Source organism: Halorubrum sp. SP3 (assembly GCF_005435195.1).
GTDB lineage: Archaea > Halobacteriota > Halobacteria > Halobacteriales > Haloferacaceae > Halorubrum > Halorubrum sodomense.
Genome location: NZ_SGTU01000415.1, coordinates 1 through 424, shown reverse-complemented (window position 1 = coordinate 424; position 424 = coordinate 1). Strand labels below are relative to the sequence as shown.

Here is a 424-nt window from a genome sequence, read left to right as displayed (position 1 = left end):
GATCACACCGAGCCAGCGGTTGCTCGACCGGATCCACGTCGCACGTGGATTCACCGCGTACCAGCACTACGGCGCTGTCGACAATCTCCCGACGACAGTAAACCAGAGCATCCAGAAATCGACCGCTGTCACCGACACATCCGGTCGACAGTCAACGGTACAAAACGAAAACTCGTCTCCACACACCCCGTCGCTCATCGTCGCACCGGCTGTCGACGCCCAGTATCGCAGCGATGACACACTCAGGGAACAGCACGCGGAAACACTCCAAGCGAGAACCCTCGCTCGACTAGCGACGTACGCCGACAGCTACGACGTCCCGGTACTCGTTACTCGGAGTACGATCGACGAGTTCACAGTACCGGTCGCGACGGCCGCCAATCACCATCTTGAGTGTGAGCAAACCCGGATGGGGCCGCGACTC

General features: G+C 60.1%; 1 pseudogene. It reads left to right on the top strand.

Annotated elements, in window-relative coordinates:
• A pseudogene (locus tag EXE42_RS19850) lies at nucleotides 1–424 on the top strand (hypothetical protein); the annotation flags it as partial.